The 22380-nt window shown below is 71.7% G+C and carries 19 protein-coding genes; 11 read left to right on the top strand and 8 right to left on the bottom strand.

Annotated elements, in window-relative coordinates; translation table 11 throughout:
* Nucleotides 1-97 precede the first annotated feature (97 nt).
* On the bottom strand, nt 98-853 hold the full coding sequence (locus OG538_RS15340; protein WP_406093934.1) for an SIS domain-containing protein: 756 nt from the start codon (nt 851-853) through the stop codon (nt 98-100).
* 217 nt (nt 854-1070) lie between these two features.
* On the opposite strand from OG538_RS15340, the gene OG538_RS15335 reads away from it, so the two are divergent.
* Nucleotides 1071-1763, top strand: a complete 693-nt coding sequence (locus OG538_RS15335) for a metal-dependent transcriptional regulator (protein WP_136328905.1) — start codon at nt 1071-1073, stop codon at nt 1761-1763.
* A 682-nt stretch (nt 1764-2445) separates the two neighbouring features.
* A complete protein-coding gene (locus OG538_RS15330; RefSeq protein ID WP_406100158.1) occupies nt 2446-3339 on the top strand; it encodes an alpha/beta fold hydrolase in 894 nt (297 codons plus the stop codon).
* A gap of 33 nt (nt 3340-3372) precedes the next feature.
* Here the strand turns inward: OG538_RS15330 and OG538_RS15325 are convergent, their stop codons facing one another.
* From OG538_RS15325 to OG538_RS15315, 3 genes are read right to left on the bottom strand one after another with little or no spacing between them, the layout of a single operon-like run.
* Nucleotides 3373-5022, bottom strand: coding sequence for a transporter (locus tag OG538_RS15325; protein ID WP_406093932.1), 1650 nt, complete (start codon nt 5020-5022; stop codon nt 3373-3375).
* Nucleotides 5019-5849, bottom strand: coding sequence for an ABC transporter ATP-binding protein (locus tag OG538_RS15320; RefSeq protein WP_406093930.1), 831 nt, complete (start codon nt 5847-5849; stop codon nt 5019-5021). Before OG538_RS15320 ends, OG538_RS15325 begins: the two co-directional genes overlap by 4 nt.
* 45 nt (nt 5850-5894) lie before the next feature.
* Nucleotides 5895-6551 carry a bifunctional DNA primase/polymerase gene (locus tag OG538_RS15315; RefSeq protein ID WP_406100157.1) on the bottom strand — a complete coding sequence of 219 codons (657 nt, stop codon included), beginning with the start codon at nt 6549-6551 and terminating at the stop codon, nt 5895-5897.
* A 322-nt stretch (nt 6552-6873) separates the two neighbouring features.
* Here OG538_RS15315 and OG538_RS15310 point away from each other — a divergent pair, with 322 nt between their 5' ends.
* Together OG538_RS15310 and OG538_RS15305 are read left to right on the top strand one after the other, a co-directional pair.
* Entirely contained in the window at nt 6874-8256 is a 1383-nt protein-coding gene (locus OG538_RS15310; protein ID WP_406093928.1) for a transcriptional regulator, read from the top strand.
* Between the two features lie 195 nt (nt 8257-8451).
* Entirely contained in the window at nt 8452-9960 is a 1509-nt protein-coding gene (locus tag OG538_RS15305) for a hypothetical protein (protein WP_406093926.1), read from the top strand.
* Between the two features lie 37 nt (nt 9961-9997).
* Here the strand turns inward: OG538_RS15305 and OG538_RS15300 are convergent, their stop codons facing one another.
* Nucleotides 9998-11278 carry an ABC transporter substrate-binding protein gene (locus OG538_RS15300; RefSeq protein ID WP_406093924.1) on the bottom strand — a complete coding sequence of 427 codons (1281 nt, stop codon included), beginning with the start codon at nt 11276-11278 and terminating at the stop codon, nt 9998-10000.
* 174 nt (nt 11279-11452) lie between these two features.
* Here OG538_RS15300 and OG538_RS15295 point away from each other — a divergent pair, with 174 nt between their 5' ends.
* A complete protein-coding gene (locus tag OG538_RS15295; protein ID WP_148019301.1) occupies nt 11453-11896 on the top strand; it encodes an SCO4402 family protein in 444 nt (147 codons plus the stop codon).
* 43 nt (nt 11897-11939) lie between these two features.
* Complete coding sequence (purU, locus tag OG538_RS15290) at nt 11940-12818, top strand: formyltetrahydrofolate deformylase (RefSeq protein WP_406093922.1); 879 nt, start codon at nt 11940-11942, stop codon at nt 12816-12818.
* 7 nt (nt 12819-12825) lie between these two features.
* Here purU and OG538_RS15285 read toward each other — a convergent pair whose 3' ends face one another.
* Both OG538_RS15285 and OG538_RS15280 read right to left on the bottom strand, forming a co-directional pair.
* On the bottom strand, nt 12826-14202 hold the full coding sequence (locus OG538_RS15285) for a zf-HC2 domain-containing protein (protein WP_406093920.1): 1377 nt from the start codon (nt 14200-14202) through the stop codon (nt 12826-12828).
* On the bottom strand, nt 14199-14801 hold the full coding sequence (locus tag OG538_RS15280) for an RNA polymerase sigma factor (protein WP_406093918.1): 603 nt from the start codon (nt 14799-14801) through the stop codon (nt 14199-14201). The genes OG538_RS15285 and OG538_RS15280 overlap by 4 nt, the downstream gene beginning before the upstream one ends.
* Before the next feature lie 407 nt (nt 14802-15208).
* Here OG538_RS15280 and OG538_RS15275 point away from each other — a divergent pair, with 407 nt between their 5' ends.
* The 3 genes from OG538_RS15275 (at nt 15209) to OG538_RS15265 (ending at nt 18268) form a co-directional block, all read left to right on the top strand.
* On the top strand, nt 15209-15571 hold the full coding sequence (locus OG538_RS15275; RefSeq protein ID WP_406093916.1) for an STAS domain-containing protein: 363 nt from the start codon (nt 15209-15211) through the stop codon (nt 15569-15571).
* Between the two features lie 103 nt (nt 15572-15674).
* Complete coding sequence (locus OG538_RS15270) at nt 15675-16196, top strand: EF-hand domain-containing protein (RefSeq protein ID WP_406093914.1); 522 nt, start codon at nt 15675-15677, stop codon at nt 16194-16196.
* An 854-nt stretch (nt 16197-17050) separates the two neighbouring features.
* A complete protein-coding gene (locus OG538_RS15265; RefSeq protein WP_406099985.1) occupies nt 17051-18268 on the top strand; it encodes an IS110 family transposase in 1218 nt (405 codons plus the stop codon).
* 71 nt (nt 18269-18339) lie between these two features.
* Here OG538_RS15265 and OG538_RS15260 read toward each other — a convergent pair whose 3' ends face one another.
* Nucleotides 18340-19878 carry a class I adenylate-forming enzyme family protein gene (locus tag OG538_RS15260; RefSeq protein WP_406093912.1) on the bottom strand — a complete coding sequence of 513 codons (1539 nt, stop codon included), beginning with the start codon at nt 19876-19878 and terminating at the stop codon, nt 18340-18342.
* 143 nt (nt 19879-20021) lie between these two features.
* Between OG538_RS15260 and OG538_RS15255 the strand changes: the two genes are divergently transcribed.
* Nucleotides 20022-21215, top strand: coding sequence for an amidohydrolase family protein (locus OG538_RS15255; protein WP_406093910.1), 1194 nt, complete (start codon nt 20022-20024; stop codon nt 21213-21215).
* Nucleotides 21216-21222: 7 nt separating this feature from the next.
* Entirely contained in the window at nt 21223-22380 is a 1158-nt protein-coding gene (locus OG538_RS15250; protein WP_406093908.1) for an acyl-CoA dehydrogenase, read from the top strand.

Below are 22380 nucleotides of genomic sequence, written 5' to 3'. Positions count from 1 at the left end.
CTCACAGGAACGGTCGGTCCGAGGGGTCCGCGGTCCGGTTGTCCCGCGGTCCGGTTGTCCCGCGGTCCGGTCGGCCCGCGGGCCGGTTCCGGACGTCTCAGTGGCGGTAGAAGATCCGGTCCGCGTACTCGGCCATCACGCGCCCGTTCCACTCGTGGCCGCCGTCGACGTTGCCCGACCGCAGCAGCGGCGGCTCGACGCCCCGCTCCAGCAGGCCTTCCGCCGCGGCGGCCATCATCGCCTGCATGATCGCGCTGGTGACGACCGTCGACGCGGGGGCGAAGGGGGCCTCGATGCCGTCGACGTCCAGTTCGGCGTCGCCGATCGAGATCTTGCTGTCGAGGACGATGTCGCAGTGGTCCCGGAGGAACCCGCCCGAGCTGTGCCGGGACCGGGTGCCCTCCGCGTAGGCGACCGAGGTGACGCCGATGACCTTCAGGCCCAGCGCGCGTGCGTTCATCGCCATCTCGACCGGCAGGGCGTTGCGCCCGGAGAGCGAGATGATCACGAGGATGTCGCCCGCCTTCGCGGGGCTGGAGTCGAGCACCGCGCCCGCGAGGCCGTCGACGCGTTCCAGGGCCGAGCCCAGGGTCGCCGGCATGACGTCGACGCCGAGGGTGCCGGGGACGGCCAGCACGTTCATGAGGGCGAGCCCGCCCGCACGGTAGACGACGTCCTGGGCGGCCAGCGAGGAGTGGCCGGCACCGAAGGCGAAGAGCCGGCCACCGGCCACGACGGCGTCGGCGATCGCGTCACCCGCGGCCGCGATGGAGCCGGACTCCTCGTCGCGCACCTTCTCCAGCAGGCCGATCGCTGCGTCGAAGAACTGACCGGCCAGCTTGCTTGCGCTCATCGAGGAGGGCCTTTCCGGCGGGATGGGATGTTCGCGGGGCGTCCTTGCCGCCGATCACGTTGCGGTCTGGACCAGTGACATGTCAATACCGCACAGGCTGCTCCGGGCCTCGCCGGCAGCCCGTGCGCGGAGCTCGTTCGGACGGTGCGGCACGGTTGTCGGCGCTATGCGTCAGAATTGGACGAGGGCCAGCGCACGACTGCATCGAGGGGCACGAATGTCCGGACTGATCGACACGACGGAGATGTATCTCCGCACCATCCTCGAACTCGAAGAGGAAGGCGTGGTCCCCATGCGCGCCCGAATCGCCGAACGGCTGGATCAGAGCGGTCCGACCGTCAGCCAGACGGTGGCGCGGATGGAGCGCGACGGCCTGGTGCAGGTCGCGGGGGACCGGCACCTGGAGCTGACGGAGGAGGGGCGCCGGCTGGCGACCCGCGTGATGCGCAAGCACCGGCTCGCCGAGTGCCTGCTCGTCGACGTGATCGGCCTGGAGTGGGAGCAGGTCCACGCCGAGGCATGCCGTTGGGAGCATGTGATGAGCGAGGCCGTGGAGCGGCGGGTGCTGGAGCTGCTGCGCCACCCGACGGAGTCTCCGTACGGAAACCCCATCCCGGGTCTGGAGGAGCTGGGTGAGAAGGCCGAGGCCGACCCCTTCCTCGACGAGGGCATGGTCAGCCTGTCGGAGCTCGACCCGGGCGCCGACGGCAAGACGGTCGTCGTCCGCCGGATCGGTGAGCCGATCCAGACGGACGCCCAGCTGATGTACACGCTGCGCCGGGCGGGCGTGCAGCCCGGTTCCGTGGTCAGCGTGACCCAGTCGCCCGGCGGGGTGCTGGTGGGCAGCAGCGGCGAGGCGGCGGAGCTGGACTCGGAGGTCGCTTCGCACGTGTTCGTGGCGAAGCGCTGAGCCTCGCGGCGGTTCTGCGGTGACGCGCTCTGCACAGGGCGCGGCTCCGAAGCATGCGCGGCGCCGAACAGGGCGATGTTACGGATGTGAGCAGGCGCCATGCGGGCAGGCGCCGAACAGCGGGTGGCGGACGATCAGCGGTGCTGACGTCCGTTTTCCGTTTTTCCGTCCGGAATTGCAGCGCCCGGACGGATCGCGTGCCAGTCTGTGGCGGAGGGATACCTGAGAGTGTCGGCCATCTGGCCGCGCGGTCGGGGAGGGGAGCAGGGAATGCGCCCGTCGTACTGGCAGGTCCGGCCTGCGCACCGGGAGAAGGCTGCCGCGGTCCCGCCGGCCGCTCCGGCGTACGCGCCTGCGACACGCGCCCCGGTGGCCGGGCTCCGCCCCAGGGCCGGCGGCCCGAAAACGATGGATGGCCCCGGCGCCGCAAGGCGCCGGGGCCTGTCCTCCCCTGTTCCGACCTGGAGCCCCGAGCTCTCGAGGTCGGTTCCCGCGAGCCCTCATCCCCGAGTGGCCCGCCTCCCGGAGAAGATCTCCCCTCCGTGGCCCGCGTCAATCCTGGGAGGCGGTCACTCGAACGAGCGGTGTTGTGTGCCGGAACCCGGTTTTCGAATACGAGTTCGATAGTCTGGCTGACGCGACCACATGGTGATCGAGGGACCAGAAGGGGGTGCCAGAAACGATGGTGCGGCGCATCGATGTGACCGGAACCGACGGCGTACGCCTCGCGGCCTGGGAGTTCGCCGACCCGCCCAAGGGGCGCGCGGAAGCCGAGCGCGCAGGAGGCGTCTTACTGCTCCACGGGCTGATGGGCCGGGCCTCCCACTGGGCCTCCACCACCCGCTGGCTCGCCGAGCGGCACCGGGCGGTCGGCCTCGACCAGCGGGGCCACGGCCGCAGCGAGAAGCCCGCCGAGGGCCCGTTCACCCGTGAGGCGTACGTGTCCGACGCCGAGGCGGCGATCGAACAGCTCGGTCTCGCCCCCGTCACCCTCGTCGGGCATTCGATGGGAGCGCTCACCGCCTGGCAGCTCGCCGCGAAGCGCCCCGACCTCGTCCGGGCCCTGGTCATCTGCGACATGCGGGCCTCCGCTCTCGGCGCGGCCTCGCAGCGGGAGTGGGAGGACTGGTTCACGTCCTGGCCGGTTCCGTTCGCCACCCTTGCCGACGTGCGGAAGTGGTTCGGCGAGGACGACCCCTGGGTGGAACGCCCGAATCCCGCCCGCGGCGAGTTCTTCGCCGAGGTGATGGCCGAGCGGGCCGACGGATGGCGGCCCGTCTTCTCCCGCCGGCAGATGCTCGAGTCCCGCGCCACCTGGGTCTTCGACGCCCACTGGGAGGAGCTGGCGCAGGTCAGGTGCCCGGCCCTGGTGCTCCGCGGTCTGGACGGCGAACTGGGCCGCGCGGAGGCCCAGGAGATGGTCCGGGTGCTGCCCCGGGGGCAGTACGCGGAGGTGGCCGACGCCGGCCATCTCGTCCACTACGACCAGCCCGAGGGCTGGCGCGCCGCGGTCGAACCCTTTCTGGAGCAGCTGGCCGAGGATGCCCAGGACGACCGGGAGCCGGTGGCCCCGTAGGGGCCGGGCCCGGGGCGAGGCCCGCCGCACCCGTCACCCCTTGCTGACCGCCGTCAGGATCTCCGGCAGCCGGTCCGCGGTGCGGGGTGCGGCGACCCGCAGACCGCCCCAGGCGATCAGGGCCCCGTAGACGGCGCCCACCGGCAGCAGGAGCCACAGCCAGTTCTCCGCGTCGGCGAGATGCAGCCAGATCGTCAGACCGATCACGGGGGAGCACAGCAACGCCGCCGAGACCATGCCGCCGAAGATCGAGATCCAGGCGAGCCCGGCCTGTCCGGGCGCCACGTTCTTGAACGCCCCGTCCTGCGGGACCGAGTACGGGAAGTTGGCCGAGGTCACCGCACCCGTCGCCAGCATCGCGCCCAGCAGCGCGAAGGACAGCCCCATGACGCCGGGAAGCGCCGCCCAGTCCCCGAGCACCGCTGCCGTCAGGACCGTGACCAGGACCGTGTACGGAAGGGTGATCAACAGCAGGGCCAGCGCCCTCGCCCGCAGTTCGAGGTAGGCGTCACGGGTCGACGAGATCGTCAGCGCCACCATCCAGAACGCCGAGGTGTCCTGCCCGAACTGGTTGTACATCTGGATGCCGAGCATCCCGGCACCGAAGCACGCGAAGTAGACCGACCCCGTGCCCTGCAGGGCGTTGAGCAGCGGCACGATCAGCCCGATCGCCAGCGCCGTCACCCAGGCGGCCTTGGTCTTCGGGTCCCGTGCGACGTACCGCAGGCTGCGCTGCATCACCGTGCCGGTGCGTCCCCCGGGGAAGAGCCCCCAGAGGCCCGTGCTGTCCCCGCCGGACTTCCGGGCCGGCTCGGCGGCGGAGAGCGTCGAGCCGTCCGGTGCCGTCATCAGCTTCTCCAGGCTGCGCCGCCACAGCGCCACCAGGAGGACCAGCGCCGCTGCGGAGAGGAGCAGTTGCACGGCGGCCCGCCCGTACGCCCCCTGGGACGCGGAGTCCACCGAGCCGATCGCCGAGGCGGGCGGCAGCCAGCGGACCACGTCCGCCGCCGGGTCGAGTGCGGAGAGGCCGCCCGCCCGGCCGAGCCGCTGGACGCCGAAGTTGACGCCCTGGACCCCGACGGCGATCACGAGCCCGCTGAGCACCGCCAGATCGCGGCCCTTGCGCGAGGTCAGCAGCCGGGTGTTGGCCGTGGCGACGGCCCGCGCCAGCGCGACGCAGACCAGCAGGGTCAGCGGGGCCGCCAGGACGGCGAACACCGCCGCGGCCGCCCCGTGCGCCAGCGCGATGACCGAACCGGCCGCCAGGCAGAGCGTGAAGAGGGGGCCGATGCCGACCAGCGAGGACACCAGCAGCGCGGTGACCAGGGGCCGGGCCCGCAGCGGCAGCATCACGAGACGGCTCGGGTCGAGAGTCTCGTCCCCGGCGGCGAAGAAGAGGGGCATCACGGCCCAGCCGACCGCCAGCACCGCGGCGAGCAGCACGACGAGGGAGCTCGTGTGGGCGTGGCCGCGCAGCGCGATGAGCCCGATCAGCTGGCCCAGGGCGATCAGCAGGGTGACGACGACGGACGCGATGTAGACGGCGCGGCGGCCGGCCGACTGACGCAGCCCGTTGCGGAGCAGGGCGAGCTTGAGACGTACGAGGACGGGGACCAGTCCCTCGCCGCCTGCCGGGCGGCTCGTCCGGGGCCCGGAACCGGCCGGGGCGTCGAGCACGCTCATCGGGCACCGCCGAGCCAGTCCAGGGCGGTCCCGTTGTCGCGGTCGCCCGCGCCGACGAGCTCCAGGAAGGCGTTCTGCAGCGAGGGCGCGTCGCCGCGGACCTCGTCGAGGGTGCCCTGGGCACGGATGGCGCCCGCGGCCATGACGGCCACCCAGTCGCAGAGGGACTCGACGAGCTCCATCACATGGCTGGAGAAGACCACGGTGGCCCCGGAGCGGGTGTAGCGCTCCAGCACCCCACGGATGGTCTGTGCCGACACAGGGTCGACGCCCTCGAAAGGTTCGTCGAGGAAGAGCACTTCGGGGTTGTGCAGCAGCGCGGCGGCGAGCCCGACCTTCTTGCGCATGCCCGTCGAGTAGTCGATGACGAGTTTGTGCTGGGCTCCCGCCAGGTCCAGGACGTCCAGCAGCTGGGTTGCCCTGCTGTCCACCTCGTCGCCCGGCAGACCGCGCAACCTGCCGGTGTAGGCGAGGAGTTCACGGCCCGACAGGCGCTCGAAGAGCCGCAGACCCTCGGGCAGTACGCCGATGCGCGACTTCACCTCGACCGGGTCGCGCCAGACGTCGCGGCCGCCGATCTCGATCCGGCCCAGGTCGGGGCGGAGCAGACCGGTGACCATCGACAGGGTCGTGGTCTTGCCGGCGCCGTTGGGGCCCACCAGGCCGATGAACTTGCCCGCGGGCAGGACCAGGTCGATCCCGGCGACCGCGGTGTGGTCGCCGAATCGTTTCCACAGCCCTTCCACCCGTACCGCGGGCGGCGCGGCCCGCGGTACGTCGGTCTCCTCGGCCCGGTCGGCCCTGTCGGTGTCTGTCCGGTCCGGCATGCTGCACGTCCTTCGAAGTCCCCTGGGTGCTACTTGGGGGACACCCTACGAAAGGCGCCCCCGGGCGTCGGCGGCTTCGCGTCCGCAGGCGTAGGCGAGCGGGCTGATGAGCTCCTCCACCTCGGGCAGCCAGCGGTTGGCGGTGGAGGGGCTGCGGGCCCACTGCACCGCTCCGGCGCCGCCGACGCGAGTGGGCGGGGCGACCACGTAGCGGCCCTCGCCCATGCCGCGCAGACCGATCGCCGCGGCGTCCCAGCCGATCCTGCGGACGAGACCGTCCGCCTTCGCGGCGGCGCCGGGCAGGACGAAGAACTGCATCCGGCGGTCGGGGGTGCGGGTGACCGGCCCGAGCGGCAGGCTCAGCCGCTCCATCCGGGCCAGCGCCAGGAAGCCCGCCGACTCCGGTACGTCGATCGCGTCGAAGCCCCGCCCGGTCGGCAACAGGACCGAGGCCCGGGGGTGTTGGGACCACATCCGGCGGGCCGCCGCGCCGCTTCCGGTGGACCGGCCCGCCCAGTCGGCCCGCGTCGGGTGGGCGCCGGGCGCCGCGCAGCGGGCCTCGCCGCACGAGCACCGTTCGGTGCTGCCGACCGGCTCCAGCCAGGCTCCCGGGCACACGTCCCAGTGCCGCTCCTCCGCGTACCGCACGGCCGCGTCGAGCAGCTGCTCGGCTCGCTGCTGAGGGATCCGTGCGGCTTCCATGACTCCGATGGGCTCTTTCACGCACAGCACAACTCCCGCCGCCACCTGGGGTTACGGGCGTGATGAGCACGGTTACGGTCCGCCGCGCCCGCATGTGGGGCGCATCGATGCACGGGTGGGGGCGCGCGGGAGGGAGGCGGGCGGCGGGCGGGTAGCCACATACCGGAGATCCGGCACAGTTCGCTCTGCATCCTAGAGCGCGGGCCGGGAGGAAAGGGCAGAGACGCGTCAAAAGAGACCAACACGATGAATCGGCGAATTTCTCAGGCATATGTCGGGCAGTGATCCCTTCACTGATCACTGCGGCCTCAGGGGGAGAATCATGGCAGCCAGGCCTCTCGTCGCACGCCAGCCGAACGAACGGCTCCAGGCGCTCATTCAGGAAGCCGGATGCTCCAACGCGGGCCTCAGCCGCCGCGTCAACATGGTCGGGGCCGAGCGCGGGCTCGACCTCCGCTACGACAAGACCTCCGTGGCCCGCTGGCTGCGCGGACAGCAGCCACGCGGCAGGGCGCCCGGCATCATCGCCGAGGCGCTCGGACGCAAACTCGGCCGTACGGTCACGATCGACGAGATCGGGATGGCCAACGGCAAGAACCTGGCCTCCGGCGTCGGCCTGCAGTTCGCCCCGACGGTGATCGGCGCGATCGAGCAGGTCTGCGAGCTGTGGCGGAGCGACGTCGGCCGGCGTGACTTCCTGTCCGGCTCCGCGGTCGCGTCCTCGGCGATGGTCGAGCCGAGCCGCGACTGGCTCATCAGCGGCGCGGACCCACAGGTGGCACGGGTGGCCGGGGCCCGGGTCGGGATGCCGGACGTCGAGGCGGTGCGGGCCACGACGGCGGCGCTCGTCGACCTGGACCACCGGTTCGGCAGCGGCCATGTGCGGCCGGTCCTGGTGCACTACCTGAACAGCGTGGTCTCCGGGCTCCTCTCGGGGGCGTACCGCGAGTCGACCGGGCGGCAGTTGTTCGGGGCCGTCGCGCGGCTCACCGAGCTCGCCGGGTACATGGCGATCGACACGGGTCAGCCGGGTCTCGCCCAGCGCTACTACATCCAGGCGCTGCGTCTCGCCCAGGCGGCGGGTGACCGCGCCTACGGGGGCTATGTGCTGGCCGCCTCGATGAGCCATCTCGCGGCACAGCTCGGCAATCCGCGGGAGATCGCGCAGCTGGCCAGGGCGGCGCAGGAGGGTGCGCGCGGGCGGGTCACGCCGCGGGCGGAGGCGATGTTCTACGCGGCGGAGGCACGCGGTCACGCACTGCTCGGGGACGCCCGCACCAGCCAGGCGGTGGCCGGCCGGGCGCTGGCGGCGCTGGAGCAGGCGGACCCGGAGAGCGGTGACGATCCCGACTGGATCATTCACTTCGACCACGCCTACCTGGCGGACGAGTTGGCGCACTGCCACCGCGACCTCGGACAGGCGGAGGCGGCCGCTCGCCGGGCGAAGGAGGCGCTGGGCGGCCTCCCGGAATCCCGTGCCCGCCGCCGGGGCATCGGTCTGGCCCTGCTGGCCGCGGCGCAGGTGCAGATGCGTGAGGTGGAGCAGGCCTGCCACACCGGGACCCGGGCGATGGAGCTGCTGGGCACGGTGCGTTCCAGTCGTGGCTCGGAGTACCTGGACGACCTGCAGCACCGGCTGGTGCCGTACGGGGACGAGCCCGCGGTGCGGGAGTTCGGCGCCCGCCTGGAGCTTCAGGCGGCCTGAAAGCGGTGCTCCGTGGCCCGCAGGGCCTGCCCGGCAGGGCAGGGGTGTGCGGGAGCCACTTAACTGCGTCCTGAGGCCGCCGGACGTTACAGCCCGTGTGAAGGGGTGGTGAGCGACAACACACGCTTGGCGAAGGGTGGTAGGCACCCGATAGCGTGAGCCGACGATTCCATAGGTTCACACGTAGGAGTCCCGGTGACACAGAGCGGACAGGGTGACGAGCAGCAGCTCCCTGCTGTACGACCCGCACACGAGGGCGTCGTGCTGCCCGCGGGTGGCGGAGAGCCCTGGACGCCGGGGGGACCCGCGGACCAGGCGACCCCGGCAGGCGGGCAGCCGTGGGGGCAGCCCTGGGGGCCGCAGGCACCCCGGCAGGACCCCGCCCAGCAGGCGCAGCACCAGGGGCAGGGCGCGTACGGGCAGGACCAGCAGGGCGCGTACGGAGCCGGCCAGCAGCAGGGGCCGTACGGGCAGCAGCCACAGCGCGGGCAGTACGGCTACGGGCAGCAGGCTCCCGGTTACGGTCAGGCTCCGCAGCCCCAGCAGCCGCCCTCGCCGTACGCCCAGCCGCTGCCGCCCGAGGCGGGGCCCGGCAGGGGCGGCGACGCGGACGCCACGCAGTACATCGCGCCGATACCGGGCGGGCCCGGCCCGGGCGGCCTGCCGCCGGAGGTCCCGGCGGAGTCCACGCAGTTCCTGGGCCACGCCCCGCAGCAGGGCTACCAGCAGCCCGGCGGTCATGCGGCACAGCCGCCCGCGCAGGGCGGCCAGGACGCCGACGCCACCCAGTTCATACCGCCCGTGCCCGGTGGCGCTCCGTACGGCATCCGGCCCGGGGCGCCCGGCGAGCGGCAGCCACCCGCGGAGTTCGACAACCTCTTCCGCAGCGACGAACCCGCGGGCGCCACACAGCAGATGCCCCGGTTCGACCCCGGGCAGCACCAGCAGCACCGGCCGCAGGGCGGGCAGCAGCAGTACCAGGGCGGGCCTCCGCCGCAGGCGTACCAGCAGGCGCCCCCGTACTCGGGCCCCGAGGACGGGCTGCCGCAGGACGGGCAGGACGGGCGGCGGAAGAAGTCCGCGCACGTCCCGCTGATCGCCGCGGTCGTCGTCGGCTGTGCCGTGATCGGGCTCGGTGCCGGCGCCCTGATGAGTGGTGGCGACGAGAAGGGCGACGACGGTAAGCAGCCGGTGGCGGCGGCGAGTTCGCCCGCAGCCGAGCAGCCCTCCAGCCAGGCCGCGCCGGACCCGGCGAAGCCGCAGGCCCAGGAGCTCGACAAGCTGCTCGCGGACAGCAACAACAGCCGGTCAGCGGTCATCGGCGCGGTGGAGAAGGCCAAGACCTGCACCGACCTGGACAAGGCGGTGGCCGACCTGAAGGGCGCCGCCCAGCAGCGTCGCGACCTGGTGACCCGGCTCAAGGACCTCTCGGTCGACAAGCTGCCGGACAACGGGCAGTTGACCGCGTCGCTCACCAAGGCCTGGCAGGCCTCCGCCTCGGCGGACGACCACTATGCCGCCTGGGCGGCGCAGGCCAAGAGCAAGAAGGTGTGCAAGAAGGGCAGGGCCCGCCCGACCTCGCACTTCCAGCAGGCCAACGTGCAGAGCGGCGAGGCGACCGCGGCCAAGAAGCAGGCCTCCCGGCTGTGGAACGTCATCGCGACGAAGTACGGCCTGACGAAGCGCGCGTCCACCGCACTCTGAGCGCGGTCGCGGCGTGGAGGCCCCGGGCGCCGGGGCCTCAGCCGGTCGCGCTGGCGTCCGACAGGGTCTCCGTCACATCCACGAAGCCCTTCTTGTCGGCGACCAGCCGGCCGTCGCGCACGATCTGGAACGTCACCTTGCTGTTCACGATGCGCGGGTACGAGGACGAGCCGATCATGTCCTCGTAGCGCCAGCGCAGTGCGGGAGTGAGACCGCCGGTGCTCACCGGGGTGCCGTCGTTGAGGGCCTTGGTGACCTTCCGGGACGTGATGTCCGCCTCGTTCAGCGACTCGACGATCGACTTCAGCGCGGTGTAGGCGATCCACGTCGTCTGCACGCCCGTGTCGTCCGGGTCGATGCGGTTGTCGCCGAAGGCGTGCTTGCTGATCACCTGCCGCATCAGGTCCCAGTGCGTATCGCCGGGGGGCGGGTACCACCCGGTGACGTACGCCCCCTCGAACGGGCTCTCACGGCCGCCGGTCCGGTCGATCAGCGGCTGTCCGATGCTGCCGAGGACCGAGGAGATCCGCACCGATCCGCCGTCCGGCTCCAGCCGCCGGAAGGAATCGAAGAACGTCTCCGTGCGGTCACCGAGAACGGCCGTCACGCAGCCTCCGTCGGTGCCCGCCCCGGCCAGTGCCCGCCCCGCCGCATCGTCGTACGACGTGGTCTCCTCGGCCGCCTGGACGTCGAGCGGTGCGGGCCGCCCGGCCTCGGTGAGGCCGGTGTTCAGGAGCCACGCCTGACTGTCGCCGCCCAGGGTGTCCGGCCGCACCAGGGACACCCGGCCGCAGGTGCGGGCCAGCTGCCTGGCGTTGCCCGCCAGGAGCGCCGACTGCCCGCCGGTGACCGGATAGGACATATAGCTCCGGAACTCCTCCTCGGAGGCTCCGTAGCCGCCGATATAGGGAATTCCGGCGACTTCGAGCGGCGCCATGAACGCCCGGCCGTGCCGGCTGTAGGAGCCCAGGACCGCGACGGCCTTCTCCTTGACGGCCCGGCGGGCGCAGTTGCCCGCGCCGATCGAGGTGTCCTGCTCGTCGCAGGTGATCACCCGCAGCTCGTGCCCGTCGATGCCGCCCTCGCCATTGATCCAGCGGGCGTACGTCTGCGCCATGGCGGTCATGCCCGCCATGTTGGCGGCGTCCGCTCCCGAAGCGCCGCTGGGCGCCCAGGTCACGACGGTGACGGGCTCCCTGGAGCCCCCCGATGCCCCAGGGAGTGCGCCGCAGCCGGTCATCAGCAGAGCCCCTGCCGCCACCGCACCGGTGAGGAATCCGAGGGGGCGGGGGAAGATGGGGCGTCGCCGTCCGGTCATGGGCACAGACACTTCCCGTCCCCGGGTAACGCAGCAGTGTGCCCCGTTCAACGCTCGGTGACGTCCAGGTGAATTGCAGGGGCCTGTACGGGAAGCCGAAAAGGGAACGTACGATCGACAACCGTGCAGCAAGGTTCCGAGAACTCTTCCCGTCGCGGCCGTCGCTCCTCCACCATGGGCGGCATGCCGCTCAATGACATTCCGTGGTGGCGCTGGCGCAGCAACGTGCGCTCGGCGCTGCACATGCTCTCCGACCCCGTCTTCCATCACGAGTGCTGGCTGGCCGGCCGGGAGGGATACGGCGACGTCACCGACGCCGTGTACCGCCTGGTCGAGGACACCTGGCTCGACAACTGGTCCGCCGAGAAGTACGTCGGTACGGTCTTCCGGGACTCCGGCGAGGCCGCCCTCGTCGATGTCGCCGTGCTGCGGGTGCTGCGCATCATGCACCAGGTCGGCGCGGACGCCCCCGTCTCCGCCTACCTGGAGCATCATGGCTGGCCGGAGGCCGTCCGGGCCGCCCGCGAGGCCCATGTGCTGCTCGCCACGAACGACGGTGAGGACCCGGACGTCCCCCCGCGCTCGCTGGACGTGCTGCGCATCATGACCAGGTCCTGAGAAGGCTTCCGCCGAACCGCGGACGGTGTGGCACGCTACGGGGATGACCGCGCCGCAGCCTGCCGAGACCGCCCCCGAGCAGTACGTCCTCACTCTTTCGTGCCCTGACAAACAGGGCATCGTGCACGCCGTGTCGAGCTATCTCTTCATGACCGGCTGCAACATCGAGGACAGTCAGCAGTTCGGGGACCACGACACGGGTCTGTTCTTCATGCGCGTCCACTTCTCGGCGGACAGCCCGGTGACGCTGGACAAGCTGCGGGCGAGCTTCGCCGCGATCGGCGACTCCTTCCGGATGGACTGGCAGATCCACCGTTCCTCGGACCGGATGCGGGTGGTGCTGATGGTCAGCAAGTTCGGCCACTGCCTCAACGACCTGCTGTTCCGTTCCCGTATCGGGGCCCTGCCCGTCGAGATCGCGGCGGTCGTCTCCAACCACACCGACTTCGCCGAGCTGGTCGCCTCCTACGACGTTCCCTTCCGCCACATCCCCGTGAGCAGGGAGAACAAGGCGGCGGCGGAGGCGCAGCTGCTGGAGCTGGTCCGCGAGGAGGACGTGGAGCTGGTCGTCCTGGCCCGCTACATGCAGGTCCTCTCGGACGATCTGTGCAAGCAGCTCAGCGGCCGGATCATCAACATCCACCACTCGTTCCTGCCGAGCTTCAAGGGCGCCAAGCCTTACCACCAGGCGCACGCCCGCGGTGTGAAGCTGATCGGTGCCACGGCGCACTACGTCACGGCCGACCTCGACGAGGGGCCCATCATCGAGCAGGAGGTCGAGCGGGTGGGCCACGGCGTGACGCCGGACCAGCTGGTCGCCATCGGGCGCGACGTGGAGTGCCAGGCCCTGGCTCGCGCGGTGAAGTGGCACGCGGAGCGGCGCATCCTGCTGAACGGCCGCCGTACGGTGATCTTCGCGTAGCCGCGCTTCAGAGCCTGCTGAGCGAGGCCGCCGCGAAGAGCACGTCCCGGATCGCCTCGCGGTCACCGCGCTGACCGGCCGCCGCCTCCGCGGGCGCCACGTGCCCCGCCATCACCTGACAGAACTCCACGCCGTCCAGCGCGACCTGCGCCACGGCGTGATCGGGAGAGCCGAGGGCGGCGGGGGAGTCCAGCGGGATGTACCAGTTGCCGCCACCCGAACCCTCGACCTCCAGATGCAGCGAGCGGCCCGGCGACCCGGCCGTCACCAGCCGGCGGGCGGGACCGGCGAGCCCCGCCCGGCGCCGCTCGGCCAGGGCGGCCGGCAGGAGCCGCGCCGCCAGGTCGATCATCCGGTGCAGATGGGCGCCCGACGGCGGCTCGTACGGATAGTCCACCGCCTCTGCGATGTCACCGGCGTGCATCCAGCACTCGAAGGCGCGGTCCAGCATCGCGTCCTGCAACGGCAGGGCGAAGTCTCCGTAGGAGACGGAGAGCTCCGAGACCCCCCGCCCCGCGAAGGACACCGTGCGGATGAGGGTGTGGCTCTGGTCGCGCCACGGCTCGCGGATGCTGCGGGTCGGCGGGCGCCGGGCGGCCGACCAGTACGTCTCGGTGCGCGAGGTGGGCGCGAGCGGCAGCCCGGACCCCCGGCGCGAGGCGCCGGGGACGCTCTCGGCGAGGGGGTCGTCGAGACCCAGCGCGCTGCTGACCAGCCCGTCGACGGTCATCAGGTGACCGATGACACCGGCGACCGTCGTCTTGCGGTTCACCGCACGCTCGCCCTCGAACCACTTCAGCCGCACCGGGGCGTGCCACTCCGAGTCGCCGATGTCGCGCAGCAGCGCGTCGAGCCGGGCCGTCTCCGCGTCGTACGGGGCGGCCCACTGAGGTACGGGGATCTTGGCGGGCCGACGGCTCAGGCAGGTGTCCAGCACCCGGCTCCGGAGCATCGGATCGAGGTCCAGGCTCCGGTCGGTGTGCAGCAGGCCGACCGCGTCGCGCAGCCGCAGGGCCTCGTCGGCGCAGGGGGCGCACTCCGTGAGGTGCGCCTCGACGGCCTCGGACTCCTCGGCCGAGCACGCGGTCAGCGCCCAGGCACCGAGAAGGGCCTTCAGCACGCGGTGCGGGAGCACCGGGGCGGGCGGGCCCGGCGGTTCGTCGTCGGGCCGGGCGTGTTCCGGCACGGGCTCCGAGTCGGGCAGCGCCGACTCGGCCTCCGACTCGGCCGGAACGGGTGCGGGCGGCACGGGCGGCGCCGGCATGACGAGCCGGTCCGGGTCGAAGTCGTCCGCGGCAGCCCGTGGCCCCGGTATGCGCCGGGCGCCCCGCACCTCCTCGTCCGGCCCGTCCCCCTCGTCGCGGCCGTCCGCGTCGTCGGTCACAGCTGCCGTCCGTATCCGGGCGGCGAGGAGCCCTCCAGCGGCCGGGTGTGCGCGGTGGACAGCAGCTGCAACCCGAGCCGCAGCCGGCGGCGAGCCTCGTCCTCGGTCACTCCGAGGTCGGTCGCGGTCTGCCGGTAGTCGCGGCGCTGGATGTACGCGAGCTCCAGTGCGGCCCTCAGCGGTGCCGGCATGGACGCGACGATGTAGTCGGCGCGGGCCGCGGCAGTGGCCCGGCGCACGCGTTCCTCCAGGTCGTCCGGGCCGACGCCGTCCCCGTCGTACGAGTCGTACGTGTCGTCCGTCTGCCGGGCGGCGGCGGACCTGCGCAGCCGCTGCACGGACTCGCGATGCGTGAGCCGGGCGACCCAGGAGCGCATCGAGCCCTGCTTGGGGTCGTAGGCGTCGGGGTTCTCCCATACGTAACCGAAGACCTCGCGGGTGACGAGGTCCGCGGCGCTCTCGTCGTCGAGCATCCGGTTGGCCTGACTGTGCACGAGGGACGCGAACCGGTCGTAGAGCTCGCCGAGCGCGGCCGCCTCGCCGCGTGCCAGCCGCTGCTGCATCCTGCGGTCCCAGCGGGGTGGTGTGTTTTTGGCCATGCGACCCCCAACCCTGTGCCGTCAGGGCCTCTCGCCCTGTACCCCTCGTCACATCGAATGTAGTCGGCAAGGCTGTCCGAGCACGCCCCTTTACGGCAAGTACGTCCCCGCGGTCGTCCCGGATGGTAGAGAATGCGGCGCCCCGCAGCGTCGGATTCGGACCCGAAGTGATCATTTCTGCCCGAAACCGTTCTGGGCCTTCCTGCGGGAGGCCGTGTTTCATGGGGAGTGCGCCGGGGCAGCCGCGAGGAGGAACGCAAACTTCCGGATCACTGGAATCCCCCGGTATCCCCGGAACGAGAGGCACCAGTCGCGTGAGCACACCTTGCCCTCCTGGAAATCCACATCCGGCCGCAGTCCCCCACGCCCCCTGGCTCGGGCAGGAGCGTTCCGGGAAGCCGTTCGCCGTGGCCGAGACCGAGCAGGGCGAGTGGACCGTCCTGCACATGCACGGCGAGCTCGACCTGGTGACCTCACCCGTCGTTCGCCAGTCCGTCCACGACGCGGTGGCCGTGGGCCGCCACAACGTCGTGCTCGACCTCTCCGAGGTCTTCTTCTGCGACTCCAGCGGCGTCGGCGTCCTGATCGCCTCCCGCCGTCTGATGCGCTCCTGCGGGGGGCGCCTGCGCCTGATCCTGCCCGCGCGGGGCGCCGAGGACGGCTCCCACGTCAACCGGGTGCTCGCCGCGCTGGGCGTACGCCGGCTGTTCGAGGTGTACCCGGACTGGGACTCCGCCGTCGACGACGAAGCCCAGCCGCTCTCGGCCTGAGCCGTCGTGGCCACCCGCCTGCGGTGGACATGAATACCGGGTTGTCACACCGGTGACGCGCGTAAGTGACACGTGACGCCTGCGGGCGTCGTACGCTCCCCGCATGGACAGCGCAGAGTATGAGCGCAAGATCGCCTTCCGCTTCGCCGCCTTCGACCAGGACGGCAACGGATGCATCGATCGCGCGGATTTCAACGCCGCCGCGGCCCGTCTGCTCACCGAGTTCGGTACGACGGCCCGCTGCGACAAGGGCCAGGCGCTCTACAGCGGGGCCGAGGCGTTCTGGCAGGGCATGGCGGGCATCGCCGACGTCGACGGGGACCAGCGGGTCACCCGCGAGGAGTTCGTGGGAGGCGCGGTGAAACGGCTCCGCGACAACCCCGAGCGCTTCGCGGAAATCGCCCGCCCCTTCCTGCGGGCGGCCATCGCGGTGGCCGACCAGGACGACGACGGGGCCGCCGCGGTGGCCGCCGTCGAGCGGTCCCTGCGGGTCCTGGGCGCGAGCCCGGACGCGGCGTCGTTCGCCGCGCAGAGCCTGGACGCGGACCGCGACGGGCGCATCGCGGAGGCGGAGGCGGTGGCGGCGTTCGCCGCGTACTTCACGGTGATCGAGCCCGACGCGTAGCCCTTGGGCGGGCGGCAGCGGGGTCTTGACCTTGCCCCGGTCCGGGGTGGGGGGTTCCGTCCTCAATCGCCGGACGGGCTTGGTGGGGTGCGGGTGCCCCGTAGGGGCGCTTCGGCCCGGTGGTGGGGGTCCGTGGCCCCTCCGGGGCGTCTCCTCAGACGACGAACGTTCCGCGGGTACGCAGCGGACCCGGGTATCTGTTCGTCGTCCTGCGGGGACTCCCCTGCACGGCCCCGGACCGGCCGCCCTGCGTCTGCGGCAGTCGTACGGCCGGTGTGCACACGCGAGTGATGCAGGGTGGGGCCGTGCAGGGCAGTCCCCGCAGAAAATGGCGTACGACCCGGGTCCTCCGCGTCGTCGGGTGCACACGCCATTTTTGAGGAGTCTGCCCGGAGGGGCACCACCCCCACCCACCGGACACAGCGCACCCCGCGGGGACCCCGCACTCAAGCCCGTCCGGCGATTGAGGACGGAACCCCGAGCCCCGGACAACGGCGCACCCCGCAGGGAACCCGCGCCCGGACAACGGCGCACCCCCCGGGGCACCCGCACAATCGAGCCCGTCCGGCGATTGAGGACCGGCCCCCCGTTATGTTCTTGGCGGTCCTGCAATGGGACCGCTGGCCTCCGGGCCCGGCATGACTGTGTCCCCCTGTCGAAGGCATGACCTGGGGGGTGGTGTCACCGGGCCCGGGAGGTGCCGTCGGAGACGCTGATGAGAGGTCCGGCCACTGCCCGGTCCGGCGCAATGCCGGACGGCTCGCGGGCGGCAGGTCTGCATAACGTGGATGCGCGCGTACGACACCAACGCCGAGGCCGGCACCGTGAACACCCTTTGGGGAGAGGGAGTATCGATGTTCGACACCACTGAGGTGGGCGTCTTCCTGGGCCTGGATGTCGGCAAGAGTGCCCATCACGGCCACGGGCTGACCCCGGTCGGGAAGAAGGTCTTCGACAAGCAGCTGCCCAACAGCGAGCCGAAGCTGCGGGCCGTCTTCGAGAAGCTGGCCGCGAAGTTCGGCACAGTGCTGGTGATCGTGGACCAGCCCGCCTCCATCGGGGCTCTGCCCCTGACCGTGGCCCGGGACGCCGGCTGCCGGGTCGCTTACCTGCCCGGCCTGGCGATGCGCCGGATCGCCGATCTCTACCCGGGCGAGGCGAAGACCGACGCGAAGGACGCCGCAGTCATCGCGGACGCCGCCCGCACCCTGCCCCACACCCTGCGCTCGCTGGAACTGACCGACGAGATCACCGCCGAGCTGAACGTCCTGGTCGGCTTCGACCAGGACCTCGCCGCCGAGGCCACCCGCACCAGCAACCGCATACGCGGCCTTCTCACCCAGTTTCACCCCAGCCTGGAACGTGTCCTTGGCCCGCGCCTGGACCACCGGGCCGTCACCTGGCTGCTGGAACGCCACGGATCCCCAGCCGCCTTGCGGAAAGCCGGCCGCCGCAAACTCGTCGAGCTCATCCGCCCCAAGGCCCCGCGCATGGCCGCACGGCTGATCGACGAGGTCTTCGACGCCCTGGACGAGCAGACCGTGATCGTGCCTGGAACCAGCACCCTCGGCACCGTCATTCCCTCCCTGGCCCGCTCCCTCGGCGCCGTCCACGAACAGCGCCGGGCCCTGGAAACCCAGATCAGCACCCTGCTGGAGGCCCACCCTCTTTCCCAGGTCCTGACCTCGATGCCCGGCGTCGGCGTCAGGACCGCCGCAGTCCTGCTGACCACCGTCGGCGACGGCACCAACTTCCCCACCGCCGCCCACCTCGCCTCCTACGCCGGCCTTGCCCCGAACACCCGGCAATCCGGAACCTCGATCCACGGCGAACACGCGCCCCGAGGCGGCAACCGGCAGCTCAAACGGGCCATGTTCCTCTCCGCCTTCGCCTGCATGAACGCCGATCCGGCCTCCCGGACCTACTACGACAAACAGCGAGCCCGCGGCAAAACCCACACCCAAGCCCTCCTCCGACTCGCCCGCCAGCGCATCAGCGTCCTGTTCGCCATGCTCCGAGACGGCACCTTCTACGAATCTCGGACACCGAAGGACGTCGAACTCGCCGCATAGCCCCCCACCCGAACCACCCCAAACCCGACAGGGATGCCTTGACGAACGACATAGAGGCACCCCCCGCCCCTTCAGGCGGCGAAGCGCTCCCGGAGCCGGTACTTCAGGACCTTGCGGAGCGTCTCGTTGCGGGGCAGCGCGTCGACCAGTTCCAGTTGCTCCGGGAGCTTGTGCACCGACAGGCCCTCGCCGCGCAGGTAGGCCGTCAGGCCGGGGAGGGTGAGGGGGGTGGCGTTCGGGGGTTGTTCCACCACCGCGCACACGCGTTCGCCCCGTTCGGCGTCCGGGAGGCCGATCACCGCCGCGTCGCCCACGTCGGGGTGGCGGGCCAGGAGGTCCTCTATCTCCTTCGCGGAGATGTTCTCGCCCTTGCGGATGATGATGTCCTTCAGCCGCCCGGTGAGCACCAGGTGCCCGCTCGGCCGCACGTGGCCGACGTCGCCCGTGATCAGGAAGCCGTCGGCGTCGAACGGGCTGGGGGAGGCCAGGTAGCCCTGGCAGACCGCCTCGCCCCGCAGGCGGACCTCGCCGTCCGTGCCGTACGGCAGCGGTTTGCCGTCCTCGTCGGTGATCCGGATCTCCATGCCCTCGGGCGGGCGGCCCTCCGTCTCGGCGAGCTGTTCCACCGTGTCGTCCGGGGCGCCCATCGTGATCATCGGAACCTCGGTCATGCCGTAGCCGTGGGTGAGCTGGACGCCCATCTCGCGTACGACCGCGTGGTAGAGATCCGGGGGCTTCGGGGCTCCGCCGCCCGCGAGGAGGCGGAGCGTGGGGACGAGGGGGGTGGACGGGGCCTTGCGCTGCTCGGTGAGGAACATGGAGTAGAAGGCCGTGGAGCCGCCGGCCACCGTCACCCCGTGGCGCCGGTAGCCCGCGACGGCGTCCGGCATCGCGAAGTGCTCGAACAGCACCGCCGGGAAGCCGTAGAGCAGGAGCATCACCGCGTAGTCCGGGCCGCCGACGTGGGCGAAGGGGAAGGCCACCGAGCCGATGTCGTCCGCGGACAGGTGCAGCGCGTGGGCGAGGCACGAGCCGCCCGCGATCAGGCTGCGGTCGGTGTGCAGGACACCCTTCGGGTCCGATGTGGTGCCCGAGGTCCAGTAGATCCAGCGCACCGCCGTGCCGTCGGAGGGGGGTGGGGGCAGGGTCGACGGGTCGCCGTCCGGGAGGGTGTCGTACGCCTCGAAGGTCCGGGGCGGGTGCGCGAGGTCCGCCGAGAGGCGGCCGGCCATCTCCGTGTGATCGAACCCGCGCCAGGTGCCCGGCACCGCGAAGAACTCCGCCTTCGACTCGCGCAGTGCGAAGCCCACCTCGCGGTCGCGGTAGAAGGGGATCACCGGCGTCTGCACCGCCCCGATCCGGGTCAGGGCGAAGGACAGCAGCACCGTCTCCACGCGGGTGGGCAGTTGCCAGGCGACGACGGTGCCGGGGCGTACGCCCATGGCGTACAGGCCCGCCGCCACGCGCTCGGCACGGGTGCGCAGGTCGCCGAAAGTGAGCGTGCGGTCGTCCTGGATCAGGAAGGGCCGGTCCGGCGTCAGAGCGGCCCGGCGTTCGATGAGCTCCCAGAAGGTGCCCGATGCACCCAGGGTGTGCGCGGTCTCGTTCACGGCGAACCCCTCACAGCTGACGGGTAGTCAGATCGTGCGGAGAGCGTAGAGCGCTGCGCCTTGTCGGTCCAGGGGTGCGGGGCTAGCCTGTGGGCGACGTCAATCTGACGGGCCATCAGAAAGCGTGCGCCGAAGGGGACACCATGACGGAACTGCCTCGGATCGTCAGCGTCGACGACCATGTGATCGAGCCGCCGCACCTCTTCTCGACCTGGCTTCCCGCCAAGTACCGCGAGCGTGGCCCGCAGCCCCTGACCGCGGGCATCGGCGAGCTGGCGTACACCGGAGGCAAGTACGTCATCACGATGGACCCGGACGGCCCACCGACCGACTGGTGGATCTACGAGGACCTCAAGTTCCCGTACAAGCGGAACATCGCCGCCGTGGGTTTCGACCGCGACGACATGACCCTGGAGGGGATCACCCGGGCGGAGATGCGGCGCGGGTGCTGGGATCCCGTCGAACGGCTGAAGGACATGGACCTCAACCACGTCGAGGCGAGCCTCTGCTTCCCCACCTTCCCGCGCTTCTGCGGGCAGACCTTCGCCGAGGCCCACGACAAGGAGGTCGCGCTCGCCTGCGTGCGTGCGTACAACGACTGGATGGTCGAGGAGTGGTGCGGGGGCAGCGGCGGCCGGCTGATCCCGCTCTGCATCATCCCGCTCTGGGACATCGATCTGGCCGTCGCGGAGATCAGGCGGAACGCCGCCCGGGGGGTCCGCGCGGTGACCTTCTCGGAGATCCCGACCCATCTGGGGCTGCCCTCGATCCACACCGGCTACTGGGACCCGTTCTTCGCCGTCTGCCAGGAGACCGGCACGGTCGTGAACATGCACATCGGATCCAGCTCACAGATGCCGGCCGCCTCGCCGGACGCCCCGCCCGCCGTCCAGGCCTCGCTCTCCTTCAACAACGCGATGGCCTCGATGATGGACTTCCTGTTCAGCGGTGTGCTGGTGAAGTTCCCGCAGCTCAAGCTCGCCTACAGCGAGGGGCAGATGGGGTGGATCCCGTACGCCCTGGAGCGTGCTGACGACGTCTGGGAGGAGCACCGGGCGTGGGGCGGGGTGCGCGACCTGATTCCCGAGCCGCCCTCCACGTACTACTACCGGCAGATGTTCTGCTGCTTCTTCCGCGACAAGCACGGGGTGGCGTCGCTGGATGTCGTCGGACGGGACAACGCGACGTTCGAGACCGACTACCCGCACGTCGACTCGACCTTCCCGCACACCAAGGAGGTCGCGCTCGACCACGTCAAGGGACTGGACGACGAGACCGTCTACAAACTGATGCGCGGGAACGCGATCCGGATGCTCGGCCTGGACCTCGACAAGTAGGCGCGCCATGGACCTCGCGTACACGGAGGAAGAGGAAGATTTTCGGGCGCGCCTGCGGGCGTGGCTGGCCGACGTGCTTCCCGGGTTGCCGGGGAAGCCGGACCCCGGCGACTGGCCGGGGCGGCGGGTGTACGACAGCGGCTGGCAGAAGCTGTTGTACGACGCCGGGTACGCGGGCCTCCACTGGCCCGCCGACGCAGGCGGCCGGGGCGCCACGCCCACCCAGCACCTGATCTTCCTGGAGGAGACGGAGCGGGCCGGGGCGCCCTACGTCGGGGCGAACTTCGTCGGGCTGCTGCATGCCGGGCCCACCATCGCCGCCGAGGGCACGGCCGAGCAGCGGGCCCGATGGCTGCCGCCGGTGCTGAGCGGTGACGAGATGTGGTGCCAGGGGTTCAGCGAACCGGAAGCGGGCTCCGACCTGGCCTCACTGCGGACCCGGGCGGTGCGCGACGGCGACGACTACGTGGTGAGCGGACAGAAGATCTGGACCTCGCACGCGGAGGTCGCCGACTGGTGCGAGCTCCTCGTGCGTACGGATCCGGCCGCTCCCAAGCACCGCGGGATCAGCTGGCTCGCGATGCGGATGGACAGCCCCGGCGTCACCGTCCGGCCGCTGCGCACGCTCGCCGGGTCCACCGAGTTCGCCGAGATGTTCCTCGACGAGGTGCGGGTGCCCGTCGCGCACCGGGTCGGAGCGGAGAACGACGGCTGGCGGGTCACCATGGTCACCCTCTCCTTCGAGCGCGGCACCGCCTTCGTCGGCGAGGTCGTCGCCTGCCGACGCACCCTCGACGCCCTCGCCGCCGAGGCCCGGCGCAGCGGTCGCTGGGACGACGCGGTGCTGCGGCGCCGGCTCGGCAGGCTCAACGCCGAGTTCCGGGCGCTGTGGCGGCTCACCCAGTGGAACGTCAGCGAGGCGCAGGCCAGTGGGGGCGTCCCCGGAATCGGTGGCTCGGTGTTCAAGCTGCGGTACTCGCACGCCCGCCAGGAGCTGTACGAGGCGGCGGCCGAGGTGCTCGGCGCGGGCGATGCCCTGGATCTGGACCGGGAGTGGGTGCTGGACCGGCTGTCCTCGCTCTCGTACACGATCGCGGCCGGCACCTCGCAGATCCAGCGGAACATCGTCGCCGAGCGGATTCTCGGCCTGCCGAAGGGGCGGTGA

The sequence above is a fragment of the Streptomyces sp. NBC_01013 genome, from assembly GCF_045162765.1.
In the GTDB taxonomy this organism is placed as follows: Bacteria; Actinomycetota; Actinomycetes; order Streptomycetales; family Streptomycetaceae; genus Streptomyces.
Note: the sequence above shows the minus strand (reverse complement) of the source record. Positions and strands in the feature narration are given on the sequence as shown.